The following is a 16,110-nucleotide window of genomic DNA, read 5'->3' on the forward strand; positions in this document are numbered from 1 at the left end:
GCCTGACCGACCGAGGACTGATGAGACGCGTACGGAAAGCGCTACCGCTGCTGGGCTGCGTGCTACTGGGCTGCGCCCTGCTGGCCTGGTTCGCCCCCGGCGCCTGGCTCCGCCGGGACGAACCGCCGCCCACCCCGCCGCGGCGTACGGCGTACGAACCGGCCGCGTTCATCGATCAGGCCCAGGACCATCTGCGCCGCCACCCCGGCGACGCACGGACCTGGGCCGACCTCGGCGGTGCGTACCTGGAGCAGGCCCGCCGCACCGGCGACCCGGCCCTCTATGGCAAGGCGGAGGGGGCGTTGCAGCGCTCCCTGCCCGACATCGACGCCATGATCGGGATGGGCGCCCTGGCCAACGCCCGCCACGACTTCGCTCTCGCCCTGCGCTGGGGCACGCGGGCGCGCCGCGCGGCGCCGTACCGATGGCCGCTGTACGCCGTGCTCACCGACGCGTACGTGGAACTCGGCCAGTACGTCAAGGCCGACCGGGTGCTCCGCCACCTGCTCGACGGCCGTCCGGACCTGGTCTCCTTCACCCGTGCCGCGCACCTGTTCCACCTGCGCGGGCAGAGCGCCCGTGCGCGCGAGGCCATGGAACGGGCCCGGGAGATCGCCTCCGATCCCGCCGACTACGCCTTCTGCCTGTGGCAGCTCGGGGAGCTCGCCTGGAGCGACGGCGACCCGCGCGCCGCCCTGGCCGCCTACACCGAGGCGCTGGCCGCCGACCCCTCTCTCGCCGGCTCTCTCGCCGGCAAGGCCCGCGCCGAGGCCGCGCTCGGGCGCTTCGCCGACGCGCGGCGCGACTACGCCGACGCCGTCACGCGTAATCCCTCCTTCGGCGTGGAGTACGGCGAACTGCTCCAGCACCTCGGGGACCGGGCCGGGGCCCAGCGGCTGTACGCGGTGTTTCGCGCGCAGGTCAAGCTGCAGGCGGCGAGCGGCGTAACGGACTCCCTCGCCGTCGGCCGGTACGAGGCGGACCACGGCTCACCGGCCGTCGCCGTGCGGGAGCTGCGGGCGGAGTGGGGGCGGCGGCGCAGCGTGGACGTGGCCGACGCGCTCGGCTGGGCCCTGCACCGGGCCGGGCGCCACAGTGAGGCTGCCCGGTATGCCGCTTACGCCGACCGGCTCGGCGGGCGGAACGCGCTGTTCGCCTACCACCGAGGGGAAATCTCCCGCGCCCTCGGCCGGACCGATTCGGCTCACGCCCAGCTGACCAGGGCACTGTCCATCAACCCATACTTCTCCCCGGACGGCCCGGCGAAGGCCCGCGCGGCATTGGACGATGCGGCACTTCGCGGCCCGGCGAAGGCCCGCGCGGCGCTGGACGGCACGGCGTGATCGGCGTTGTCGCCGCCGCCGTGATTCTGGCCGCGCACCCGCTGGGGAATCTGAGCGTCAACCACTACGACGGCCTGAGTGTGTTCCTCGACCGGATCGAGGACACGGCGATCATCGACAGCGCCGAGATCCCCACCCTGCAGCAGCGCCAGGGCGCCCCCGGGCCTCCCGACGCCTACGCGGCGCGCGCCTGTGGGGAGCTGGCCGCCGCGGTGCGCGGACAGGTCGGGGAACAACCACTGGCCTGGCGTGTCACCAGCGCGTCCTTCGCCTACCGCCCCGGCGCCGCCGGATTGCCCACCAGCAGGCTCACCTGCCGCCTGGCCGCCCCGCTGCGCGTTGACCGGCCAGTCACTCTGACCTTCGCCAACCCGTACCGCGGCGAGGCCGTCGGCTGGCGGGAGATCACGGCGTCCGGCTCCGGTGTCCGGCTCAGCGCGTCCAGTGTGCCCACCCGCAGCGTGTCCGGTGAGCTGCACGCTTACCCGGTGGACCTGCTCAGCTCCCCGCTCGACGTCCGTCAGGCGCGCTTCACGGTGGAGCCGGGCAGTGGCGGCCTCGGCGCACCGGCCCGCGTTCCCGGTGCGGATGTGCTCACCCGCTACACCGGTCTGCTGGCCGACCGCCTCAACAGCCTGGTCGGGGCCGACCGGCTGACGGTCCCGCTCGGGCTGCTGGCCCTGCTCGTGTCGCTGGTCCTGGGTGCCGTCCATGCCGCGCTGCCCGGCCACGGCAAGACCGTCATGGCCGCGTACCTGGCCGGGCGTGACGGCGGTCCGCGTGACGCGCTCGTCGTGGCCGCGACGGTGACGCTGACGCACACGGCCGGGGTGATCGTGCTGGGCGTGCTCCTGTCGGTCAGCGCCTCGATCGCCGGGGAGGCGGTGCTGGGCTGGCTCGGGGTGATCAGCGGGCTGCTCATCGCGGCGATCGGCACCGCCCTGCTCCGCTCGGCCCTTGTCCGACCCGCGAGCCAGCACGGCGACGCGGACGGGCCGGAGCATGCGCACGGACACGGACACGGACACGGACATGGGCATGGGCATGGGCATGGGCACGGACACGGGCATGGGCACGGAAACGGGGACGGGCATGGGCATGTCGCTCCGTCGGGGCGGGGCGTGGTCGGGTTGGGGGTCGCGGGCGGGCTGGTGCCGAGCCCGTCGGCTCTGGTGGTGCTGCTGGGGGCGATGGCGCTCGGGCGCACGGCGTTCGGGATCGTCACGGTCGTCTGTTACGGACTGGGCATGGCCCTGACCCTGCTCGCCGCGGCCCTCACCGTCCGCCGCCTGGCCGACTTCACCCTGACGAACCGGCTGAACAGGCTGCGCCCGTACACGGCGACGATCACCGCCGCACTCGTCCTGCTCGTCGGCCTCGGCGTCGCCGTCCGCGCCCTGGCCTCCCTCGGGTGAAATGTCCCCGCCGATCAGGTGGCGGTGGCCACCCTGGCGGCGGGCGCGAGCCGGTCACGCCGGTCCAGCCGTCTGACGGCGGCCGCGGAGGTGAGCCCGGCGACGGCCAGCAGCAGCCAGGGCAGAGCGGCCAGCCGCGTCGTACGAGCCGCGTCGAGCAGGGCACCGGCCACCAGATTGCCGGTCAGGATGCCCACGCCCGAGGCCAGGTTGTAGATCCCGTAATAGGTGCCGATCAGCCGATCTCCCGCCATGTCGGCGATGGTGGCCATCTCGAACGGGAAGGCCATCAGCGTGCCGACGGTGAGCAGAAGAGTGCAGGCGAGCACGGGCAGCATCGCCCACACCGGCGCGAGCGGCAGGTGCGCCGCCACGGCCGGCGGCAGGAAGGCGATGCCCATGAGCGCCAGACCGCGGCTGATCGCCTGTCCGCGACTCCAGCGCGCCGCGCACCAGGTGGTCAGGTGCACCTGCCCGGCGATGCCGAGCAGCGCGGAGAGCGCGTACAGCGCCATCACCCCTGCCTGGCCGCCACCGAAACGCTGCACCTGCAGCGGCAGGGCCAGGTACATCTGGTAAGACAGCGCGTAGGAGGCGATCATCGCCGCGGCGAAGGAGACGAACGCCCGGTTCCCGAACGCCTCGCGCCACTCGCGCAGCACCGGCTGATGCTCTGCCACCGCAGGGCGTCGGGCCGGAAGGCACACGCCTTGCAGAACGGTCAGCACCGCGAAGATCGCCGCCGCGGACAGGCACACGGCCGGGAAGCCGACGCTCATCAGGGCGATGCCGGCCAGCGGACCGAGCAGGATGCCCGCCTGGTAGAACACGTTGAACACGGCGAAGGCCGCCACCTTGCGCTCGCCGGCCTCGACGGCCAGGTAGGCGCGGGCCGCCGGATTGAACAGCGCCCCGGCGAACCCGGTCACGGCGGCCGCCGCGAGCAACCAGGGCAGCGAGGTGGTCAGCCCGAACAGGGCGAACCCGATCGTACGCAGCGCGCACCCGGCCATGATCATCGGTTTGTAGCCGATCCGGTCGGCCAGGGTGCCGCCGATCAGGAACATGCCCTGCTGGCTGAAGTTCCGCAGGCCCAGGACCAGCCCGATGGTCCAGGCCGCCAGTCCCGCGGCGGCCGACAGGTGCTGGGCGAGGTAGGGCATGAGCATGTAGAAGCCGAGGTTGATGCCCGCCTGGTTGATCTGCAGCAGCTGGATCGGCCGGTCGAAGGATCGAAACTGCCGCAGCGTGCCGCTCATCGGGTTCCCGCCAGCGGGTCCATCACCTGGGTGCAACGAGTCCAGCGGTGCACCTCCCGCTCGCTCGGCGCCGGGAGGAGGTCCGGTTCCTCCGCCGGGGTCGTACCGAGCAGGCCGTGCCTCTGGCAGTACTCGTCGTCGAAGATGGTGTTCCAGTATCGCCACGGCCCGTCGGGGAAGATCGCCACGATGGTCTGACCGGGAGTGGTGCGCGCCAGCCAGCGGGCCACCAGCGTGACCGCGCCGGTGCTCCAGCCGCCCGAGATGTAATGCCGGGCCGCCAGGGCGCGGCACGCCCAGACCGCTTCGGCGGCGCTGACCCAGTGCACCTCGCTGAAGGCGTCGTAGGCGACGTTGCGCGGGTGAATGCTGGAGCCCAGGCCGCGCATCAGCCGGGACCGGGCGGGCTGGCCGAAGATGGTGGAGCCGACCGTGTCGACGCCGATCAGTCTCAGGTGCGGGAAGTGGCGGCGCAGCACGTCGGAGATGCCCGCGCTGTGCCCGCCGGTGCCGACCGAGCACACCAGGGCGTCGATGTGCGGCAGCTGGGCCAGCAGTTCGTGGGCGAGACCGGCGTAGGCGTCGACGTTGTCGGGGTTGTTGTACTGGTCGGGACAGTAGGAGCCGGGAAGGTCGGCGAGCAGGCGTTGTACCCGCTCCCGGCGGGCCTGCTGCCAGCCGCCGACCGGGTGCGGCTCGGTGACGATCTCCAGCCGGACACCGTAGGAGGTGAGCAACCGGCACATCAACGGCTCCATGCCGACGTCGCTCACCAGCACGACCGGGTGGCCGAACACGATCCCGGCCAAGGCCAGGCCGAGCCCCAGGGTGCCGCTGGTCGACTCGATGATCGTCGCACCGGGTGCCAGCTCTCCCCGGGCTCGGGCCTGGCGCACCATGTGCAGGGCGGGCCGGTCCTTGATGCCGCCCGGGTTGAAGCCTTCGAGCTTGGCCCAGAATCCCCCTCCCCCTGGCACGAACGGCTCGGAAATGAACGCCAGCGGCGTATTGCCGACGGTGAGCGACAGAGTGGAATGGGCGGCCGGCGAAACCTCTTGCGGGCGCGCGAAAATTGCTTGTGATGACATTGATGAAATCCCCGAAGAATACGCGAAATTCACGGCATGGCGAGCCGACCGCGAACGTGGGCGGGCAATGGACGACGAAAGCAGACGCAGTGCTGACCTATACGCGCATCAAGCAGAGGCTTGCCCGGTCAGGCCCGGCCCCCCGGCCGATGCCGGTCGGCGCCGTGGCGGCCACGGCGGTCCGCGCTCCCGCCGGGCAGGACAGCACGACCGCCGGCCCGGCCGGCGAGATCGGCGCGGCTGTGGGGTTGGTGGCCGAGCAGTCCTGCTCGGTTCCGTGTACATGGCCCACCGGCAGGTCACGATGCAGGCAGCGGACGCCGTGCGGGGCCGAAGAGCCCCCGCCGCCCGCCGGATGAGCGCTGTGGACGACCCGCTCCGACAGCTCCACGGCCGCGCACGCGCCGCCATGGGCGAACACCACGCTGAGGACCAAGGCGATCGCGAACATCGCATGCGTCAGCAGCCGGCCGGCGCCGCGGGCGGCCGGTCGGCGCGAACGGAGCGTTCGTGTCGCGAGCATCACCGGTGATAGTGCCCGAAAGGCAGCCGGACGCGCCCCGCAATAGCAATGCTTCCGGTAAAGCTCGTGCCGTCATCCGGTTTCGCGGGCGCGTCGATGGCCCGCTCATCGACACGGGCGAAAGAGCGTCCTACCGTACGGCCATTTCTCCCGTACCGCGATTTACGGTGGACATTCGTGGCCCGCGTGAATCGCGCTGTTATCAGGTGGAGTCCCTCATGACCCTGTCCCGACGCCGGATCGTCGCCGGACTCGGCGCGCTGGCCGCCGGTGCCGTGACCCGCCCGGCCCCGGCCGTGACCCGCCCAGCCATGACCGAGTCGCTGATCGTGCCCGGCGGCTTGACCCCTGAACAGCTGGCCCGGGACGAGCGCTTCTGGGCGGCCGTCGCCCGCCAGTTCCAGGTGAGCGCCGACTTCGTCAACCTGGAGAACGGTTACTACGGCATCATGCCCGACCCGGTCCGGCTGGCCTACCACCGCAACGTCGACCAGCTCAACGAGCGCAGCTCCCACCTGCTGCGCACCGCGTACAAGCCGCGAGCCGACCAGATCCGCGACCGCATCGCCACTCTGCTCGGCGTCACCAGGGACGAGATCGCACTGACCCGGGGCGGCACCGAGGCGCTGCAGAGCCTGATCTCCGGCTACCGCCGCCTGCGCCCGGGCGACGGCATCATGTACGCCGACCTGGACTACCACAGCGCCCAGTACGCGATGAACTGGCTCCAAGCCCGGCGCGGCGTCCACCTCGCGCGGATCGCCATCCCCGAGCCCCCCACCCGTCAGGCGGTGCTGGAGGTCTACGAGCGCGCCCTAGGTGAATACCCGAAGGCGAAACTGCTGCTGCTCAGCCACATGAACAACCGCACCGGCCTGGTCACGCCGGTGCGCCAGATCGTCGCCATGGCCCGCCGGCGCGGCGTCGACGTCATCGTCGACGCCGCCCACTCCTGGGGGCAGCTCGACTTCACCCTGCCCGACTTCGACGCCGACTTCGCCGCCTTCTCCCTGCACAAGTGGATGAACATGCCGCTGGGGGCCGGATTCCTCTACATCCGTGCCCAGCGCCTGGCCGACATCGACCCCCTCTACGCCGATGAGACCTATCCGGCCACCGACATCCGCTCCCGCGTGCACTCCGGCACCATGAACGTCGCCCCCTTCCTCACCGCCGACGCCGCCCTGGACTTCCACGACACTCTCGGCGCCGAGGTCAAGCAGGCCCGGCTGCGGTTCCTGCGCGATCGCTGGGTCCACCAGCTGCGCGACCTCACCAACGTACAGATCCTCACTCCGGACGAGCCCGACATGTACGGCGCCATCACCGCCTTGCGGCTGCGCGGCCGTACCTCTGAAGCCGACAACCTGACCATCGCCGACGAGCTCATGACCCGGCACCGGATCTTCACCGTCGCCCGCACCGGGATGACCGGCGGCGCCGCCGTACGCGTCACCCCGGCCCTGTTCACCTCCGCCGACGATGTGGACCGGCTCGCGTCCGCACTGCGCGACATCGCCCGCAGAGAGGCGTGATCAGCGCGTTACTCTCCTGAGCAGCCATCCCATCCATCCCAAATACGGGCTATCATCGCAATATGGCGATTGATCCTTCTAGTGACAGAAGTGTGAGTGCCGACCCTGATGGCGGCCGATGTGTGACTACCGATATCGCCGCCGGCATCTCCCCTGCGGCGGCGCTGTTCCATTCCCTGGCCGATGAGACCCGGCTGCGCATCGTGCAGCGCCTGGCCCGTGGGGAGGCGCGGGTGGTGGACCTGACCGCCCAGCTCGGGCTGGCCCAGTCCACCGTGTCCAAGCACGTGGCGTGCCTGCGCGACTGCGGGCTGGTCGATTACCGCACCGAAGGCCGGCAGTCGTTCTACTCCCTGACCCGACCGGAGCTGCTGGATCTGCTGGCCTCAGCCGAGCAGCTGCTGGCCGCCACCGGCCACGCGGTCGCCCTGTGTCCCGTCTACGGTGCCGAGCGCGCCGACGGGGACGTCGAGCCGGTGACCGGGGAGGCGTCGAGGTCATGAGCACGGCGAACCTGCCCGGTCTCCGCCCGGCTCCGGACCGGCGCGCCTTGCTGCAGCGCCGGATCCGGCTGCTGGTCGCGGCGACCATCACCTACAACGTGATCGAGGCCGCGGTGGCCATCACCGCCGGCGCTGTCGCCTCCTCCGCCGCGCTGATCGGCTTCGGCCTCGACTCCGTCGTGGAGGTCGCCTCGGCCGCCGCGGTGGCCTGGCAATTCTCCGCCACCGACCATGAGCGCCGGGAACGGGCCGCGCTGCGCGTCATCGCGATCTCCTTCTTCGCGCTGGCCGCCTATGTCACCTTCGATGCGGTACGCGCCCTGCTTGGTGCCGGACAGGCCGAACATTCCACGCCCGGACTGATCCTGGCCGCGCTCAGTCTGATGATCATGCCGTTCCTGTCGGCGGCGCAGCGCCGCGCCGGCCGCGAGCTCGGCTCCACCTCGGCGGTGGCCGACTCCCAGCAGACCCTGCTGTGCACCTACCTGTCCGGGGCGCTGCTCGTGGGGCTGGCGCTCAACAGCCTGTTCGGCTGGTCCTGGGCCGACCCGATCACCGCCCTGGTCATCGCCGCCGTGGCGGTCAAGGAAGGCCGCGAGGCTTGGCGCGGCGATGCCTGCTGCGCCGCGCCCACCGGCTTGACGACCTCATCCACCAACGCCGCCGAAGCCGACGCGTGCGCCGATGACTGCTGCTCACCCACCCTGGAGGACCCCCGCTGACCTGGCCGCCCTGCTCCAGACCGCCGGCGAGGCGCGATGACCCCGAGCCGATCTGCTCCAGAGCGCCGGCAAACGTCCTTCGGGAACCGTCTACGGGATCAGCGGAAGCTCAGCTCGTACTCGACCTGCTCGATCGGATTGCCGTCACCGAAATCATGCTTGCGGACCGCACCCGACTCGGTGAAGCCGCTCTTGGCGTAGAAGCGGCGTGACTGGGGTGTGTCGCGCAGCGTCCACAGATGCACCCCGCCGAAGCCCTCCTCGCGCAGCCTGGTCAAGGAGGCGGCGATCAGGGCGCCCGCACTGCCGGTGCCCCACCCGTCCGGGTGGCTGTAGAAGCCGAAGATCTCCGCATCTCCTGGCCGCGTCGGCGAGGGGCCGAAGTAGGAGAAGGTCAGCGGCCGTCCGGCCAGCGCGGCGAGCAGGATGGTGCCTTGCCCGTCGGCGAGCGTGTCGTGCCACTTCTCGCGCCGGCTCCGTACGGCTTCGGCGAAGTACTCCGCGTCGAAGAAGCCCTCATAGGCCGCCTTCCAGGACTCCGCGTGGATCTCCCCCACCACGCCTCCGTCATCCGTGGATGCCTGAAATGTCGTAATACCTTCTGCCATGAGGTGATTCTTTCACTTGGACCTGCCTTCACAGCGCGGGCACGTGGGTGGCTCCGCAGTCGAGACGACCTCGATCTGCCGTTGGGTCACAGCATGATGGCTTCCGGCCCGAACAACTGCTTCACGTCGGCGGCGAAGCTGGGCTCGGCATTGACCGAGAACTCCGGCAGAGCGCACACCAGGGTCTTCCCGCTCAGCCGCTGCACGTTGATCCGCAGCGGCACGCTGCCCTGGTGCAGCTTCAGTACGTTACGGAGCTCTTCCACGGCTTGTTGCGTGAGGCGTTCCTCGCGGACCTGGATGGTGACGGGATGCCCGGAATCGCTGGTGATGCCGGACACGTCGAGCGGTGTGAGATCTTGTGCGAAGACGCTGATGGCGCCGTCCCGGTTGTTGACCTGGCCGCCGACCGACACCACGACGTCGCCGCGCAGCTCCGGGGCGTACAGCTCGTAGCTCTTGGGGAAGAACAGGCACTCGATGGCCGCGTCCATGTCCTCGACGGTGACGATCGCCCACACGTTGCCGGCCTTGTTGACCCGCTTGTCGACCTTGGTGATGAGGCCGCACACCCGTACGTCGCCGCGGTCGTCACGGCCGCTTTCGAGCAGTTCGGCGATGGTGGTGTCGCGGTTGCGGGCCAGCAGCCGCTCCGTGCCCGCCAGCGGGTGGTCCGACACGTACAGGCCGAGCATCTCCCGCTCGAAGTCCAGCAGCGTCTTCTTGTCCCACTCCATGTCGGGGATCTGGACGGAGAACGCCGCCTCTCCCTCGTCGTCGCTCGGGCCGCCGAACAGGGAGTCCTGGCCGTGGGCCTCGTTCTTCTTGATGTCGATGACCGAATCGACCGCCTGCTCGTGCACCATGAGCAGCGCCTTGCGCTGGTGGCCGAGCGAGTCGAACGCGCCCGCCTTGATCAGCGATTCGATGACCCGCTTGTTGCAGGCCGTCAACGGCACCTTGCTGAGGAAGTCGTTGAAGTGCTCGTAGCGGCCCTTCTCGGCGCGGGCCTTGACGATGCCCTCCACCACGTTCTCCCCGACGTTACGGACCGCGCCCATCCCGAAGCGCACCTGGGTGTCGCCGACCGCGACGAAGTCGAGCTGGCTGTCGTTCACGTCCGGCGGCAGGACCTGGATGCCCATCTTGCGGCATTCGGCGAGGTAGACGCCGGCCTTGTCCTTGTCGTCACCGACCGAGGTCAGCAGGGCGGCCATGTACTCGGCGGGGTAGTTGGCCTTCAGGTAGGCGGTCCAGTAGGCGACCAGTCCGTATCCGGCGGTGTGGGACTTGTTGAAGGCGTATCCGGAGAAGGGCAGCATGACATCCCACAGCGCCTGGATCGCCTCGTCGCTGTAGTTGTTGGCCCGCATGCCCGCCTGGAAGTTGGCGTACTCGGCGTCCAGGATCTCCTTCTTCTTCTTGCCCATGGCCCGGCGCAGCAGGTCGGCGCCGCCCAGCGTGTAGCCGGCCAGCTCCCGGGCCACGGCCATGATCTGCTCCTGGTAGACGAGCAGGTGGAAGGTGGGGCCGAGGATGGGTTCGAGCGCTTCCTTGAGCTCGGGGTGGATGGGCTCGATGTCCTGGCGGGCGTTCTTGCGGTGCGCGTAGTTGGTGTGCGCGTTGGCGGCCATCGGGCCCGGCCGGTAGAGGGCGAGCACTGCCGCGATGTCCTCGAACCGGGTGGGCTCCATCAGCCGCAGCAGCTGCCGCATCGGGCCGCCGTCGAGCTGGAAGACGCCCAGGGTGTCACCGCGGGCCAGCAGCTTGTACGTGGTCTCGTCATCGAGGGGAAGCGTCAGCGTGTCGAGCTCCACGCCCCGGTTCTGCTTGATGATCTTGATGGCGTGGTCGATGATGCCCAGGTTGCGCAGGCCCAAGAAGTCCATCTTGATCAGGCCCATGTCTTCACAGCTCGGGTAGTCGAACCCGGTGATGATCACCTTGTCCTTGTCCCGCATGTGCATGGGGATCAGGTCCAGCAGGGGCGCCGAGGACAGGATGACCGCCGCCGCGTGCACGCCCGTACCGCGAATCAGACCCTCGATGCCGCGGCCGGTGTCGATCACCTTGCGCACGTCCTGGTCGTTGTCGTACAGGGCGCGGATCTCGGCGCCTTCGACGTAACGGGGGTGATCCTCGTTGAACATGTCCGCCAGCGGGACACCCTTGCCCATGACGTCCGGCGGCATCGCCTTGGTGATCTTGTCGCCCATCACGAACGGGTAGCCCAGGATGCGGGAGGCGTCCTTGACGGCGGCCTTCGCCTTGATCGTGCCGAACGTGTTGACCTGCGCGGTGGCCTCGCTGCCGTACTTCTGGGTCACGTACTGGACCATGCGGTCGCGCTGGCGGTCGTCGAAGTCGAGGTCGATGTCGGGCGGGCTGATGCGCTCGGGGTTCAGGAACCGCTCGAACAGCAGGCCGTGCTCCAACGGGTCGAGCTCGGTGATGCGTGTCGCGTAGGCGACGATCGAGCCGGTGGCGCTACCACGGCCGGGCCCCACCGCGATGCCGTTGTCGCGGGCGTGCTGGCAGATGTCGGCGACGACGAGGAAGTAGGAGGAGAAGCCGAGCGGACCGATGACCTTCATCTCGGTCTCGTAGCGCTCCGTGACCTCGGCGGGGACCGGGGTGCCGTAACGCATCTCCAGGCCGCGTTCGACCTCCTTGCGCAGCCAGGACTCCTGCGTCTCGCCCTCGGGGACGTCCGGGTATTGGGGCATCCGGTCCACGTAGGCGAACACGTCGCTGTAGTCGCCGACCATCTCGGCCACGAGCAGCGTGTTGTCACACGCTTCGGGCAGATCGGCGAACAGCCTGCGCATCTCGTCAGCGCTCTTGAGGTAGTAGCCCGACCCGTTGAACCGGAACCGGTTGGGGTCGTCCTTGTTCTTGCCCACGCCGACGCACAGAAGGCTGTCGTGCGCGTCGGCCTGGTCCTCGGTCACATAGTGGCTGTCGTTGGTGACCAGCAGCGGGATGTTGAGCTGCTTGGCCAGTCGCAGCAGGTCGGCCCGGACGTCCCGCTCGATGTCGATGCCGTGGTCCATCAACTCCAGGAAGTAGTTCTCCTTGCCGAAGATCTCCTGGTATTCGCCGGCGACCCTGACCGCCTCGTCGTACTGGCCGAGCCGGATCCGGGTCTGCACCGCACCGGACGGGCAGCCGGTGGTGGCGATGATGCCGTTCGCGTATTGAGAGATCAGGTCCTGGTCCATCCGGGGCTTGGAGTAGTAGCCCTCGAACGAGGCCAAGGACGACAGCTTGAACAGATTGCGCAGTCCGTTCGCGTCCTTGGCCCACATGGTCATGTGGGTGAACCGGCCACCGCCGGAGACGTCCTTGCCGCCTTCGCCGTCCGCCACACCGGTCTCGGCTCGCGACCCCCAGAAGACCGGCTTCTTCACGAACCGGTTCTCCGGCGCCACGTAGGCCTCGATGCCGATGATGGGCTTGACGGGGCTGTCCTTGGCCACCTTCTGGAACTCGTACGCCCCGAACATGTTGCCGTGATCGGACATCGCGATCGCCGGCATCTCGAGGCGGGCGGCCTCCTTGAACAGCGGCTTCATCTTCGCCGCCCCGTCAAGCATGCTGTACTCAGTGTGGACGTGCAGATGTACGAAGGACTTGCTCACCCGTTCCCCTAACCTCGCGCCCCGGCCCGACTGCACGCATGAGCCTATTCCGTCCCGTGAGGCTGTTGGGGCATTGAACCCGAGGCGCAGACACCCTGTGCCGGGCTGTTGCCAGAGTGCAATGCGGCTCCCGGAAGGTCAGCCCTTTCCGTTGGCGGCGCACCAGCCGGACCACGTGGTGGCGCCCTTGCCCAGCTGCTTGTTGTAGAAGGAGCTCCAGGAGTTCTCGCTCGGGCCGGGAGCGGTGGGAGCGGCCTTGAAGAGCGGGTAGGCGGCGTCGATCTCCGCGCGTAGCCACGGCTCGACGTCCAGGTAGGAATCCAGTGACCAGCTGCGGGCGTGGTAGGTGAGCTGGCCGCGGACGCCGGTCTCCGGCAGGCACATGAACGGCGCCCACGGGCTCGTCCTGGCCCAGCTGATCTTGGTGTCCATCGCGCCCCTGGGGACGCTGCCCGCGACCGTACGGGCCGCGACCTCGCGATCGTCGACGTAGAAGTCGAACATCTCCTGGGCCGCGTAGACGCCGTTCACCAGACCGAACTGCTCACCCAACGTGGCCCCGAAGTCGGTGCGTACCGGGATGTCGCTGGTCCACTCGGTCTCGTCGTGCATCTCCCGCAGGGGCGGGCCGACGTAGGAGGAGGTGACGTTGAACGGGCCGAAGTTCACCGTGTCGTTGTTGATCGGGACGACCGGGTAGGTGCGCTGGTCGATCGGGTTCTTCCACTCCCGCAGGATCTTCGTGGGGTCGGCGGGGTCGGCGTAGAAGACGATCTCGCGGGAGAGCTGGTAGAGCTGCGTGGTGCCGGGCACCCGGTACAGCCGCCGGATGTTGTAGCCCTCGAGGTTGAACAGCTTCTGGCCGTGGCGCAGCTGCGGGTCGTAGGCGTTGCCCTCGATGTTGGCGTAGACGGCTCCCGAGATCCGGAAGACCATGTCCCGCCCGTCCGGTCGCCCATTGGTCTGCAGGGACAGCATGCCGCTCTTGTCCGTGACCGTCTTGTAGACCGGCCCCGGATAGGTCGGATCCTCTGTCTGCTGTTCCGCCGCCGCGCCGGGAATGGCGACGCACACGAACAGCGCGGTGAGGGCCGCGGACAGGGTTAAGCCACGACGCTTGGACAAGGGGTGCTCCTGGGATGCCGGGGTGACAGTGATCCTGCTGATCATCTCAGGCGGCGTTCGTGATCATTTCGCGCTTCCCGGCGGTAAGAAATCTGACCACAATTCTCGGACAGAACTCGCAGGTACGGGAGGCCAGGTGTCGAGCAGCGTGCTGACCCACGAATTCCACGTGGACGCCACACCGGAGAAGGTGTTCGAGCACCTGACGACTCCGGAGAGCTACATCGGTCTGTCTCCCCTCGTGGTCGCCGTCAGCGATGTGGACCGCTCGGAGGCCGGCGTGATCCGGTACACAGCCGTCGAGCGGTTCCGATTTCTGCGGATCTTCACCTACGACAACGCGATCGACGTGGCCCTGCACACCGACGGCCTGTCCGTCCACGGCGAGGTGCGGAGCCCGGGACGCATTCGCATGGCCTACCGCTTCGACCTGGAGCCGGACGGCACCGGCACCCGGATGAGCGACCGGCTCGACCTGACGGCGCCGTGGCTCCTGGCCGGGTTCGCCGCCGGCCAGGCGCGCAACGTCCAGCTCGCCCGCGCCCGGATCCTGGCAGCACGGCTGTCGCGTAGGTAGGCCCCACTTGTCATCCGGACGGAAGCGCGACCATGTGGCTGCGACGGTCTGGGAGAACGGCGTGGAGCCGCCCCCAAGGAGACGGCTCCACTCAAGAGGGCGACATCTATGCCCAGGCTTGTTCGACGATCCAGCTCACGTCGTCGGCCCATGAGGTGGCGCTGTCGAAGGCGTTCGACCCGCCGTTGCTGGCGATGTAGACGATGTTGTTGTAGTGGCGGATGAAGCGGGTCGGGAAGTTGTAGGAGGCGAGCGAGGTGCCCTGACCGCTCTTGCCGGTCTGCGGGCAGAAGGTGGCGTCGGCGGCGAACAGTGAGCTGCCGTCGTTGTGCTGCCGGTACAGCTGGTAGTTCTGGTGCCGCAGGTAGTCGCCGGGGTAGTTCCTCGACTCGAACGACACGCACGAGCCGCTGGCCAGACCGCTGCGCACGATCCACGAGGCGTCGCTCTTGTCGAGAGACGAGCTGGCCGAGGTGATCACCGACGTGATGGCCTGGTCGTTCTGGTGCCGGATGTAGCGGTCCGTGTAGGAGGACGTCGTCGCGCGCAGCGAGATCGACGAGCCGGGGGTGAGCGTCCCGCCGGGGTTGCCGCCGCCGCTCGACGGCGAGTATCCGGCGGCGACGATGCCGGCCTGGACGGCGTTCTCGGTGGCGTCCGACGGATAGCCGGAGGTCATCACGCCTTCGTAGAAGGTGCCGCGGGCACCGATGCTGTTGTCGCCGCCGATGCCCAGGATGATCGCCCCCTCCTTCTTCATCGGGTTGTAGCCCGCGACGTTGGGGCGCGCTCCGTTGTAGTAGGTCGACAGGTTGCCCGACTGCGCGTTGCCGGCCCGGATCGACCAGTGGTTCGGCTCGCCCTTGATGATGGCGGTCAGGAACCGGTGGTTCACGGTCGGGTCGTTCGCGTTGTAGCCCGGGTTCACTCCGGAGAACAGGCCGTTCTCGAGGTCGGCCATGACCCAGGGGCCGTTGCCCGTGCCGTAGCCCCAGACCTTGATGTTCCCGAAGTAGATGGCCTCCATGGTGCCGTTGCCGTTGTCACGGCTGTTGGTCTCGGCGTTGCCGTAGTCGAAGCAGCAGCCGCCGTTGTAGTGCGTGCCGTCGAAGACCGCGTACATCCCCTCAGGCTGGTCGCCCTTCGCGACGCCGTTGGTGTTGTTGTTGCGGTAGCCGGTGCCAGGAGCCACATAGACGCCGTACGCCTTGTGACCGTTGATCATCGTCGGCGCCGCGGTCGCGTTCGCGAGGTTGTCATACCCGCCCGGAGCCGGGCCGGGGAATCCGCCGGGGGGCGCCTGGGTGAGGTTGTTGCCCCGACCAGACTGGTCGTAAATGATGGTGATGACGCAGGTCGTACCCGCGCAGAACGAATCCTGCGTGGCGGCGTCGGCGTATCCGCCCGCACTCAGGAGGCCGATGTTCCTGGTGGTGTTGTCCGAGGAACGGCGCACCTGGTACAGCGAGCCGTTGTAGGTGCCGTACAGGGCGCGGGTCGTACTGTGCGCCGCGACGCACGGGGTGCCGCCGGCGGCGTAGATGTCACACGACAGCGACGTCGCGGCCTGGGACGGCGTGGAGATCCCGGCCAGGAGGCCGGCGGCGAGCGCGACGGCCGCACCCGCGGACAGCAGTACCTTTTTAAGCTGCCGTAATTGGGACCGAACAATCATGATGAACCTCTGCCTTTCAGGGGGCGTCGCGGACGTCGCGATATTCCAGGCACAGGTCATTAACAAAAGACGCGAGGGACGCCGCCGTACGACCAT

General features: G+C 69.0%; 13 protein-coding genes. 6 read left to right on the forward strand and 7 right to left on the reverse strand.

The features are described from left to right. Nucleotides 1-20 precede the first annotated feature (20 nt). Together AB0H88_RS26230 and AB0H88_RS26235 are read left to right on the forward strand one after the other, a co-directional pair. A complete protein-coding gene (locus AB0H88_RS26230; RefSeq protein WP_357648742.1) occupies nucleotides 21-1,343 on the forward strand; it encodes a hypothetical protein in 1,323 nt (440 codons plus the stop codon). Continuing rightward, nucleotides 1,340-2,758, forward strand: coding sequence for a High-affinity nickel-transporter (locus AB0H88_RS26235; protein WP_357648743.1), 1,419 nt, complete (start codon nucleotides 1,340-1,342; stop codon nucleotides 2,756-2,758). The genes AB0H88_RS26230 and AB0H88_RS26235 overlap by 4 nt, the downstream gene beginning before the upstream one ends. 14 nt (nucleotides 2,759-2,772) lie before the next feature. Here the strand turns inward: AB0H88_RS26235 and AB0H88_RS26240 are convergent, their stop codons facing one another. From AB0H88_RS26240 to AB0H88_RS26250, 3 genes are all read right to left on the reverse strand, one after another. Further along, nucleotides 2,773-4,017: an MFS transporter gene (locus tag AB0H88_RS26240; protein WP_357648745.1), complete on the reverse strand. Its 1,245-nt coding sequence runs from the start codon at nucleotides 4,015-4,017 to the stop codon at nucleotides 2,773-2,775. Beyond that, nucleotides 4,014-5,105, reverse strand: coding sequence for a PLP-dependent cysteine synthase family protein (locus tag AB0H88_RS26245; RefSeq protein WP_357648747.1), 1,092 nt, complete (start codon nucleotides 5,103-5,105; stop codon nucleotides 4,014-4,016). The genes AB0H88_RS26240 and AB0H88_RS26245 overlap by 4 nt, the downstream gene beginning before the upstream one ends. A gap of 97 nt (nucleotides 5,106-5,202) precedes the next feature. Then, the gene (locus AB0H88_RS26250; protein ID WP_357648748.1) at nucleotides 5,203-5,628 is read right to left on the reverse strand and encodes a hypothetical protein; all 426 of its coding nucleotides are present in this window, start codon (nucleotides 5,626-5,628) and stop codon (nucleotides 5,203-5,205) included. Nucleotides 5,629-5,846: 218 nt separating this feature from the next. Between AB0H88_RS26250 and AB0H88_RS26255 the strand changes: the two genes are divergently transcribed. The 3 genes from AB0H88_RS26255 to AB0H88_RS26265 all read left to right on the forward strand — a co-directional run bounded on the left by AB0H88_RS26255 (nucleotide 5,847) and on the right by AB0H88_RS26265 (nucleotide 8,388). Beyond that, nucleotides 5,847-7,163 (forward strand): aminotransferase class V-fold PLP-dependent enzyme, encoded by a 1,317-nt coding sequence (locus AB0H88_RS26255; RefSeq protein WP_357648750.1) that lies wholly within the window; start codon nucleotides 5,847-5,849, stop codon nucleotides 7,161-7,163. A gap of 122 nt (nucleotides 7,164-7,285) precedes the next feature. Further along, nucleotides 7,286-7,666, forward strand: coding sequence for a metalloregulator ArsR/SmtB family transcription factor (locus tag AB0H88_RS26260; protein WP_357648751.1), 381 nt, complete (start codon nucleotides 7,286-7,288; stop codon nucleotides 7,664-7,666). Next, the gene (locus tag AB0H88_RS26265) at nucleotides 7,663-8,388 is read left to right on the forward strand and encodes a cation transporter (RefSeq protein WP_357648753.1); all 726 of its coding nucleotides are present in this window, start codon (nucleotides 7,663-7,665) and stop codon (nucleotides 8,386-8,388) included. The genes AB0H88_RS26260 and AB0H88_RS26265 overlap by 4 nt, the downstream gene beginning before the upstream one ends. A 98-nt stretch (nucleotides 8,389-8,486) precedes the next feature. On the opposite strand, the gene AB0H88_RS26270 is transcribed toward AB0H88_RS26265, so the two are convergent. The 3 genes from AB0H88_RS26270 to AB0H88_RS26280 form a co-directional block, all read right to left on the reverse strand. After that, nucleotides 8,487-8,945 (reverse strand): GNAT family N-acetyltransferase, encoded by a 459-nt coding sequence (locus AB0H88_RS26270; protein WP_357648755.1) that lies wholly within the window; start codon nucleotides 8,943-8,945, stop codon nucleotides 8,487-8,489. Nucleotides 8,946-9,082: 137 nt separating this feature from the next. Beyond that, complete coding sequence (dnaE, locus tag AB0H88_RS26275) at nucleotides 9,083-12,637, reverse strand: DNA polymerase III subunit alpha (RefSeq protein ID WP_357648757.1); 3,555 nt, start codon at nucleotides 12,635-12,637, stop codon at nucleotides 9,083-9,085. A gap of 138 nt (nucleotides 12,638-12,775) precedes the next feature. Beyond that, a complete protein-coding gene (locus AB0H88_RS26280) occupies nucleotides 12,776-13,762 on the reverse strand; it encodes a DUF1838 family protein (RefSeq protein ID WP_357648759.1) in 987 nt (328 codons plus the stop codon). Nucleotides 13,763-13,910: 148 nt separating this feature from the next. On the opposite strand from AB0H88_RS26280, the gene AB0H88_RS26285 reads away from it, so the two are divergent. Further along, nucleotides 13,911-14,339, forward strand: coding sequence for an SRPBCC family protein (locus tag AB0H88_RS26285; RefSeq protein ID WP_357648761.1), 429 nt, complete (start codon nucleotides 13,911-13,913; stop codon nucleotides 14,337-14,339). 106 nt (nucleotides 14,340-14,445) lie between these two features. Here the strand turns inward: AB0H88_RS26285 and AB0H88_RS26290 are convergent, their stop codons facing one another. Continuing rightward, entirely contained in the window at nucleotides 14,446-16,014 is a 1,569-nt protein-coding gene (locus AB0H88_RS26290; RefSeq protein WP_357648763.1) for an alpha-L-arabinofuranosidase B, read from the reverse strand. Nucleotides 16,015-16,110 lie beyond the last annotated feature (96 nt).

Source organism: Nonomuraea sp. NPDC050680, assembly GCF_040654555.1.
In the GTDB taxonomy this organism is placed as follows: domain Bacteria; phylum Actinomycetota; class Actinomycetes; order Streptosporangiales; family Streptosporangiaceae; genus Nonomuraea.